The 8,253-nt window shown below is 68.9% G+C and carries 6 protein-coding genes and 1 CRISPR repeat array (1 of these 7 only partly in view); of the genes, 1 reads left to right on the top strand and 5 read right to left on the bottom strand.

Annotated features, from left to right (window positions below):
* Positions 1 to 1,391: direct repeats of the CRISPR family, unit length 29 nt; unit sequence CTGCTCCCCGCACCCGCGGGGATGGTCCC (it extends 103 nt beyond the left edge of the window).
* A gap of 279 nt (positions 1,392 to 1,670) precedes the next feature.
* The 5 genes from IE118_RS30220 to IE118_RS30200 form a co-directional block, all read right to left on the bottom strand.
* Positions 1,671 to 2,219 carry a hypothetical protein gene (locus IE118_RS30220; protein WP_189561276.1) on the bottom strand — a complete coding sequence of 183 codons (549 nt, stop codon included), beginning with the start codon at positions 2,217 to 2,219 and terminating at the stop codon, positions 1,671 to 1,673.
* A gap of 129 nt (positions 2,220 to 2,348) precedes the next feature.
* Positions 2,349 to 2,630, bottom strand: coding sequence for a DUF6233 domain-containing protein (locus tag IE118_RS30215; protein WP_189561275.1), 282 nt, complete (start codon positions 2,628 to 2,630; stop codon positions 2,349 to 2,351).
* A gap of 492 nt (positions 2,631 to 3,122) precedes the next feature.
* The gene (locus IE118_RS34835; protein WP_189561274.1) at positions 3,123 to 3,581 is read right to left on the bottom strand and encodes a hypothetical protein; all 459 of its coding nucleotides are present in this window, start codon (positions 3,579 to 3,581) and stop codon (positions 3,123 to 3,125) included.
* A gap of 328 nt (positions 3,582 to 3,909) precedes the next feature.
* Entirely contained in the window at positions 3,910 to 4,269 is a 360-nt protein-coding gene (locus tag IE118_RS30205) for an NUDIX domain-containing protein (protein WP_229847008.1), read from the bottom strand.
* Positions 4,270 to 4,300: 31 nt separating this feature from the next.
* Positions 4,301 to 5,368 carry a carbamoyltransferase C-terminal domain-containing protein gene (locus IE118_RS30200; protein WP_189561273.1) on the bottom strand — a complete coding sequence of 356 codons (1,068 nt, stop codon included), beginning with the start codon at positions 5,366 to 5,368 and terminating at the stop codon, positions 4,301 to 4,303.
* Between the two features lie 1,110 nt (positions 5,369 to 6,478).
* Between IE118_RS30200 and IE118_RS30195 the strand changes: the two genes are divergently transcribed.
* Positions 6,479 to 8,167 carry a pentapeptide repeat-containing protein gene (locus IE118_RS30195; protein WP_373303249.1) on the top strand — a complete coding sequence of 563 codons (1,689 nt, stop codon included), beginning with the start codon at positions 6,479 to 6,481 and terminating at the stop codon, positions 8,165 to 8,167.
* The last annotated feature ends 86 nt before the right edge of the window (positions 8,168 to 8,253 follow it).

The following is an 8,253-nucleotide window of genomic DNA, read 5'->3' as shown; positions in this document are numbered from 1 at the left end:
ACAGCAGCGCTAGTTGCGCACTGCTCCCCGCACCCGCGGGGATGGTCCCTTCGCACGCCGCGTGCGCCGGGCCGCCGAGCCCTGCTCCCCGCACCCGCGGGGATGGTCCCTCATCGCCGCCCACGTCGATCGTTGCGGACGCCTGCTCCCCGCACCCGCGGGGATGGTCCCCCCCATTTCGGCGGTGATGATGATGACGATGACTGCTCCCCGCACCCGCGGGGATGGTCCTGCCACTTGGGGAGCGCCCGGACCACCGACACCCTGCTCCCCGCACCCGCGGGGATGGTCCCGCGAGGCGGTATGGAAAAGGGAGAGGGGTGCTCTGCTCCCCGCACCCGCGGGGATGGTCCCGCCGGCCGGACCGGTAGCGGGACCGAGCGGCCCTGCTCCCCGCACCCGCGGGGATGGTCCCGCCCGCATCGTCCGCGTCCTCATCGAGACACGCTGCTCCCCGCACCCGCGGGGATGGTCCCCGGTCCGCGGACTGGCCAGCGGGCAGCGTGTACTGCTCCCCGCACCCGCGGGGATGGTCCCGCCCCGACCACGCGGCCCGACCTGCGGCGGCTCTGCTCCCCGCACCCGCGGGGATGGTCCCTCATGACGTTCTGGCGCGTCCTGCGTGACCGGCTGCTCCCCGCACCCGCGGGGATGGTCCATACACCTCCAGGCGGCCGTCGACCTTGCGGGTCTGCTCCCCGCACCCGCGGGGATGGTCCCATCCGTTCGAGGTTGGCCCGGACCGCCGGATTCTGCTCCCCGCACCCGCGGGGATGGTCCCCATCCAGACCACCGGCGGACCCGCAGACGCCTCTGCTCCCCGCACCCGCGGGGATGGTCCCGCCTCGTACTCGAACGCCGTGTACCGGCGGGACTGCTCCCCGCACCCGCGGGGATGGTCCCCAGGCGCAGCTACGGATGTGGTGGGTGGGCGGCTGCTCCCCGCACCCGCGGGGATGGTCCCTACCCGCACCCGTCCGACCAGATCATCGGCACCTGCTCCCCGCACCCGCGGGGATGGTCCCCCCGATTCCGAAGACACCGTGAAAGAAGTGAACTGCTCCCCGCACCCGCGGGGATGGTCCCGCGGGCGTGGGCGGCTGCTCAGGCCCTGTGGTCTGCTCCCCGCACCCGCGGGGGTGGTCCCAGGGACGCACCGGTAGCGAGGGTGGACGAGGCCTGCTCCCCGCACCCGCGGGGATGGTCCCATGCCGCAGCGCGCGCATAGGCCGCTGTCTTTCTGCTCCCCGCACCCGCGGGGATGGTCCCGCCCCGGAGGCGATGCCACCGCCGGCCACGTTCTGCTCCCCGCACCCGCGGGGATGGTCCCTTGGCTTCCTCGACCTCTGCCCCGAGTGGTACCTGCTCCCCGCACCCGCGGGGATGGTCCCCCCGAGACCGGCCAGTACGACGAGGAGGCCAAGGCCGCCGGCGACGACCCGGCCCCCGCGGACTGCGACCTGGAGGTCGGCGTGCTCGCGCAGATGGGTGATGTCGTCGATCGGGTGACCGTAGGCGCGGGTGGCGAGCTGCTCCGGCTGCGATCGATCACCCTGAGTACGCCACGCCGCATCGGCTACGTGTACCAGGAGACCATCGAAAATCCTGCGGTCTGGCCGCTAAGCGACCCTCCGACCTCGCTACGTGGGTCGGAGGGTCTGTCCGTGCTGCTACGTCAGGTCCCCCAACGTGGCCAAGCGTGCCTCGCTGACGTGCTCTCGTGGTGCGCCAGTTTCCGTCTTCCACTGCACCCACTCTTCAATGGTGTGGCTTCGAAAGTAGATCGAGTTGTCGCTGGCGCTCATGAAGGAGTATGGGCGCGTGTTACGCGTTCGTTCCCGTTCCCGATACTCCAGGCGTTCTGCCTGCAAGTTGCGTAGCGCCTGGGGAAACTCCAGCACCAGCTGCTCGCCAGGGCCCACACGGTCTTGCAACACTTCCTTCTCCTCGTCGTCAACCGTCACGCGGGCCACGACGTCGACAGCAACATGCGTGCCACGACGCGATAGGACGTATCGGCCTGGCGCAACCCAGCCCCCCTCCCACTTAACGTCATGCTGTTCGACACTGCGTTGCTCATGACGTGAAGCGATGTCGTTCGCTTCGTTGGCGTGCTGGTTCGCCACCTCGGCGAGGCTGTTCGCTTCGCGGGCTATTCGGTTGGACTCGGCGCTCTTCTCGTTGGCCTCATCGGCGTGTTTGTTGGCGGTGGCGGCCAATTTGTTCGCCTTCTTGGCATGCGAGAGACCTCTCCAACTTGTGAGAAAGGCTGCGACCCCCGCGACCCCGCCGACTGCTCCCGCCACCTCGCCCCAATCTGTTCCCATGCCGTGCAGCGTAGCGACGGTTCAGTCGAGGTAGCCCAGCTCCATGTCCGGCTGGCACGTCGAGCGCGCCCGGTCCCCGGCTGCGAGGGCACGCCGCGCTTCCCCGCTCACGCCCCGGCTGCGCTTGCCCGCGTTCCAGCAGCCGCCGACGTGCACCTGCACCGCCGGGGAGTCCTTGTTCAGGACCTGCTCCAGCAGCCACTTCGGTGGCGGCGGCCGGTGCTCGCGCCCGTGCTGCTCCTCGCGCTCCGCTACTCCCAGGCGATCGCCTCGCGCGCCTCGGCGAGGGCGTAGGCGAGCCACGTCTCCAACGCAGTCCGTGGAACGGCTGGCCAACCCGACGTTCGCCCGCCCGGACGCGGACTGCGCCCTGTGCAACGGCACCCGCTGAGAACCCCATGCCCCGTGCCCTTTACTGATGTGCGGTGAACCTTCCGCTCTCGTCTCGTGCCGCGCCGTGCCAGCCTTTGCCCGGACGAACCGCGTGGGCTGCTTCGGACGGCCCGGTGTGCGTCCGATGGCGCTGAGGCCCCAGCGCGACATCGCATTGCGTGCGGTGCCGGTGGCCGACTCGCCCTGGTACCCGAGGTGGTCGGCAACCTGGCTGATCGTCCCCCCTCGTACGGGCGGCGGGCGTAGACGTCGATGCGTCCATGTGCCACAGGGGCAGACGGCCGCCCAGGGCGTGGAGTTGGGGTTCGGGCAGGTGACCGATCTTCCACAGCAGGCTCCACCCGGTTGGCGACACGACCAGGTGGTGGGTGTCGGCGAGGTAGGCGCGGACCGTGTCCAGAGTCAGACAGCGGTCGTCGCGGACGGCATCAGCGGGGGGACGCGGTCGTCGAAGGTGGTGAAGCTGTCGCGAGAACCCGCGATCGAGTATACGTCGTGGGCCAGTCCGTGCGCCTGGCGCTGCAGCCACTCCTCGGGCGGGGTGACGGAGTCGGCGCTCAGCGGTGTGGGGCGGATGACTACGGAGACGGGCTGAGCGGCGATCTCGTCTGCTTCAGGGCCGGTGCCATACCGCCAGGCGAGTTTCGGGGCGTCGCCCTTGGTCGTGCCGGTGGCGCACAGGATGCCGATGGGCCGGTGCGGATGCGTGGAGGGCCTCGGCGAGTGCGCGGCCTTGGGGGTGAGGTTGTCGAGGTCGACCCCGCAGCCGAGAACGAAAAGCCGCCCCCGCCCCGCACACAGGCCGACACGTGGACCATGAACTACCAGGCCGCCCGCCAGCTCTACGAGCGCGAGGGACACCTGATGGCGGGGTGGACGCGGGCCGGGTCGAAGGCCGCGGCCGCGAGTGCGCCGCCGGCAGCCCGTGAGCGTGTTCGATCTCGTTGTCAGCGGGCCACTGCCGCAGGACGCCATCGACGTCGCAGAGTACGGCGGCATACGGCATCGACGTGTGGGGCGGGCGGTGCTGAGTCATGCCCACAGTCTGCTGTCCCGCGCAGGGCGGGGAAGACTCATCCGGCCAGGACGAGAGGGCGCATGGATGCACCGTGTGCGAGGACGCCGGTGAGCAGGTCGGCGAGACAGAGCGGGTAGATGGTCTCGGCCGTGGCCCGCAGTTCGGCGAGGTTCACCAGCGGTGTTCGCGGATGTTGTCGGGCTGCGATGCCCGGGCCGGGTCGACGTCGGCTGCGGAGACTCGGGTGAGGAAGTACTTCTCCACCTGGCGTACCTCACGGCCGCCAACGAGGTGGTCCTTGCTGCGCTCCGCGAGCTGCGCCCCCAGTTCGACCGCCTTCTCGCCGATACCGAATTCTTCACCCAGCTCGCGGAACGTCGCCGTGGCGTGGTCTTCCCCCTCCTCCAGTGAGCCGCCGGGCGTCGCCCAAAAGCCGCCGCTCTCGTCGTAGCGCAGCAGCAGGACGCGATCGTCGGCGTCGAGGACGACGGCTCGGGCGGCTTCCCTCAGCGGCGGAGTGGAGGTCGTCATGCCCTCCAGTGTGGCAGTCCCCGAAGGCAGGTCAGGACCGCTCGACCAGGTACTCGCCCACGCATGCCGCATCCAAATCGCAGGCCTGGAACGTGGCGAGCGCGTGGGCTGGAGTCTCGACGATGGGCTCACGGTCGTTGAAGGACGTGTGCAGCACGACCGGCACTCCAGTGAGCTGGTGGAAGTGCTCGATCAGTTCCCCGTATGTGGGCGCAGCGGCCGGGTCGACGGTCTGGACGCGTGCGGTGCCATCGACGTGCACGACTCCGGCGATCCTGTCGACGTGGTCGGGGCGGACGGGCGGGGCCAGGAGCATGAACGGGCTGGGCACGTCCAGGTCGAACCAGGTGCTGGCGTGATCGGCGAGGATGGCCGGCGCGAATGGCCGAAATGGCTCGCGGTGCTTGATCCTCTGGTTGAGGGCGTCGGAACTGGCGGTGGTGCGGGGATCAGCGAGGATGCTGCGGGCCCCCAGCGCGCGGGGCCCGAGCTCGCTGCCGCCCTGGAACCATCCGATGATCTTCCCGTCGGCGATCATCTGGGCGGCTGTTCGGGCGATGTCGCTCTCGCGGCGCCATGTGAACGGTGTGCGGCGCCGCTCGACCAGGCCGGAACAGAGGTCGCGGCGCAGGGCCTGCCCGATCTCCTCGGACGTGTAGTCGCGGCCGAAGTAGTCGCTGGACAGCGGCCGCCTGGGCAGTTCGCCGGTGAGGCGGTGCCAGGCGTACAGGGCGCAGCCGAGGGGTTGGCCGCGGTCGGATGCGGCGGGTGGGGCGAAGTAGCCCGGGGCACGCTCGACGCGGGCGAGGAGCCACAGTGCGGAGTGCGGGGCAGTGCGGCGGCCGGTGCACCGCCAGCGCTTCAACTCCACCAGGTCGGCGTGCTCGTTCAGCTTGCCCTTGGCGGCCTTCACGCCGCGCCTCGTAAGACGGGCGCGGCGGACGTTGGCGCCGATGAAGGGGCTGAAGAGCGTCAGGAAGATGCCCCGCTTGGTCTTTTTCCTGTGCAGTTCCGATCTGGGCCTGGTCGTGGTGGACGAGCAGCACCGCTTCGGCGTGGAACAGCGCGACGGGTCGAACATCACCAGGACGTCCCCCACTCCGTTGCCCGGAGCGTACTGCTGCTGCCCCGCAATGTCCCTTGCTACTAGCCGACTTGCGGGCCTTGCCGGGGTTGCTCTACGTTTCTGCCCCAGCAGGCGCCACCGCCAAGGCGTCACGATGCTGTCCTCCGGGTGAAGCCAGTGCTTCGCCCAGGAAAGCGGGGCTTCTCAGAGTCCCGGAGTGGCGCGCGTCATCACCGCGTGCCACGTCTGCCGGTGCACGGCTCGTTGAGAAGTGCACGAATCAAGCAGTACCCGTAGTACCCGAAGGTCATTGACCTCAACGAATTCCCGCGCGTCGACACCGGGTGGGGCACGGTCTGGCAGGCGCCGTGTTTGCACGACAGGCACGACGTCTGTCCTTCGTTGAGGTTCGTCGCACCGCTGCCGTGGCGGTGCCCCTCCCTGAAGGCGACGTGACGCACGAGGGGAGTCTGAAGTTGTTGGATACGCAGACAGCAGCGCTGGCCGGGTGCGCAGTCCTGCTCACGGTCGTGGTCGTGATCGCTGGGAAGGTGATCGCGCTGGGTATCGCGTTGCGCCGGACCAGAGGGCCGGACCGACCCGAGATCATCCGCGCACTGAGGGATCTCTTCGACAGGCGCCGGTGACGTCAGTGCTGCCACACGTCGGGGCCCGTCGGCCACCCGGCGTGACCGGCCCGCCTGCCTCTCGCGGGCATGTTCGCGACTTGGGTCCCGGTCCCCGACGCTGGCCGTCATCGTCGAGCCTGGACCGTTCCCGTCCCCAGGGCGTCCATACGGGCACCTGACACCGTGGAGCCGCCGCACCATGAGCACATCCGAACCACCAACCTGGCCGCACTGCGCACACGGCGCAGACCCTGCTGTCGACCCTGTCGGCTGCCGCGGCATCCACGCACCCGGCTACACCGCGTGCCTCGCCCACCTAGCCGGCGCCGACCGCGACGCTTACCTAACCAGCCTGACTCCTGGCGCCAGGATCGACCACCGGGGCACCACCTTCACTGCATCCCTACTCACCGACCTACTCAACGCCCTCAGTGACCCCGCAACCGGTACCGCCCGCTTAGGCAACGCTTGGTTCAGGTCGGCGACCTTCGAAGGCCAAGCCACGTTCCGTCGGGTGACCTTCGAGGGCCAAGCCTGGTTCAATTCGGCGACCTTCGAGCGCGACGCCAGGTTCAATTCGGCGACCTTCAAGGGCCCCGCCGGGTTCGAAGGGGCGACCTTTGCGGGCAACGTCTGGTTCGAATCGGCCATTTTCGAGGGCGACGCCTTGTTCGAGTCGGCGACGTTCGAAGGCGACAAAGCCCTGTTCGACCGGGCGACCTTCAAGAGCCACGCCGGGTTCAGCCAGACGACCTTTAGGGGACAAGCCGAGTTCAGCCAGGCGACCTTCAAGGACAGCGCCTTGTTCGACGAGGCGACGTTCAAGGTGGGCAGCGCGGGGTTCGGCTCGGCGACCTTCGAAGCGGCAACGTTTGAGAACCGCGCGGAGTTCGGCCTGACGACCTTCGAGGGCATCGCCCTGTTCAACTCGGCGACCTTTGAGGGCGACGCTGGGTTCCTTATGGCGATCTTCATGGATATCGCTGGGTTTCTCTCGGCGACCTTTGAGGGCGACGTCTTGTTCATGGATGCGACCTTCAAGGGCAACACCTGGTTCGACTCGGCGACCTGCAAGGGCGACGCCTGGTTCAAGTCGACGACCTTCGAGGCAGCTGACCAGCTAGGACCGATGGCGTGTGCTGGACGGGTTGTGTTGTCCGGTACGACGTTCGGCGGGCCGGTGACCCTCTCGTTCGCTGTGCGCCGTCTGGAGTGCCGTCGCACCCGCTGGTCGTCGACAGCGGAGATCCGCCTGCGCTATGCCACGGTGGACTTCGCTCATGCCGTGTTCGAGTACCCCCTCACGATCGCGGCCGAGCCGGATCCGTTCGTGCTCAACGACGGCCGACAGCTCGCCGAAGATCTCTTTCCGGGTGCGTACGACCCCGGGGTGCGGATGGCGTCGCTGCGCGGGGTGGACGCGGCCCATCTGGTCCTGGCTGACCTCGATCTGCGGCAATGTTTGTTTACCGGCACGGTCCACCTGGACCAGATCCGCCTGGAGGGGGCCTGCACTTTCAACACCGCACCGCCCGCCGTGCACTGGAGGCGCTGGCCGCCCGTGCGGTTCACCGAGCGCCGCGTCCTGGCCGAGGAACACCACTGGCGCGCCAGCCAGCCGGGGGCAGTGCAGGGCTGGGTCCTCGGCACCGGGCGGGCTGGGCCGCTGCAACTGGCTCCGGTATACCGGGCGCTGCGCAAGGCCTTCGAGGACGGAAAGCACGAGCCAGGGGCGGCGGACTTCTACTACGGCGAGATGGAGATGCGCCGCCACGCCGACGACATTCCCCGCAGTGAACGGGGGCTACTGACCGCCTACTGGGCGCTGTCCGGCTACGGCCTGCGCGCCTCCCGGGCCCTGGCCTGGCTCGGGACGGCCATGCTCCTGACCATCATCCTGCTGATGGCCTTCGGCCTCGCCCAGGACACCCCGAAGCAGACCGCGACCGGCACCGTCCCGGCCGGCGGGGGCAAGGTCACCTTCGAGATCGACAAGGACGATCCCCAGAACCCCACCGGCAACCGGTTCACCAGCAAACGCTTCGAAAAGGCCCTGAACGTCACGCTGAACTCGGTCGTCTTCCGCTCCTCCGGCCAGGACCTGACCACCGCTGGCACTTACATCGAGATGACCTCTCGCCTGACCGAACCTGTTCTCCTCGGCCTGGCCGTCCTAGCCATCCGCAATCGCGTCAAACGCTGACAGCCCTGCCCCCACCAAGCGGAACTCTGCGAACGATCCGACCGACCCAATCACCTGCCTTACTTACCTGCACCGCCCTCATGCCT

It is taken from the genome of Streptomyces pilosus (assembly GCF_014649835.1).
In the GTDB taxonomy this organism is placed as follows: Bacteria; Actinomycetota; Actinomycetes; order Streptomycetales; family Streptomycetaceae; genus Streptomyces; species Streptomyces pilosus.
Note: the sequence above shows the minus strand (reverse complement) of the source record. Positions and strands in the feature narration are given on the sequence as shown.